Below are 544 nucleotides of genomic sequence, written 5' to 3'. Positions count from 1 at the left end.
GTCACCTACGCCATCAATTCTGATAATTCCTTATCTATCTATGGCATGGGTAATACTGGGCATACTGGCAGCATCACTAGCACAACACGTTACTCGCCTAATGGCTATGTCAATGGTGAACTTGCCCTAGATAATAGTCAGATGTATGGCGCTTACTACACATATACAGGATCTGATTTTACGATCACTCCTGAAGTACAGTACATTCACACTCCTAAGAGCGTCTCATTAGGAACAACAAAAAGTTCTTCTAACATCAGTGCCATGATCCACGGGGCTTACGATATCAGTAGTCACTGGTCAATAGCTGCCGGCGTAGACTATGAACATTCCAGTCAATCCGAAACAAATGGTTTCTATTTCGGCTATGGTCCAGGATCCAGTGCGTTGGGTGTCATGATCACACCCACCTATACAAACGATGGATATTTTATTCGTGATGAATTGTCCTATGTGCGTCTAAGCAATTACACTACCGGTTTTGGTAATGATAACAGACCAGACCAGATCCGGGATATTCTTGAAACCGGCTTCTGGTTCTAAA

At 43.2% G+C, this 544-nt stretch carries 1 protein-coding gene; it reads left to right on the top strand.

Annotation, left to right across the window (positions count from 1 at the left end; translation table 11 throughout):
* Nucleotides 1-543 (top strand): outer membrane beta-barrel protein (locus tag BLW97_RS17985; protein WP_158025238.1); only part of this gene is annotated, 543 nt, incomplete at its 5' end.
* Nucleotide 544: the final 1 nt, after the last annotated feature.

Source organism: Acidithiobacillus albertensis, from assembly GCF_001931655.1.
Classification (GTDB): domain Bacteria; phylum Pseudomonadota; class Gammaproteobacteria; order Acidithiobacillales; family Acidithiobacillaceae; genus Acidithiobacillus; species Acidithiobacillus thiooxidans.
Note: the sequence above shows the minus strand (reverse complement) of the source record. Positions and strands in the feature narration are given on the sequence as shown.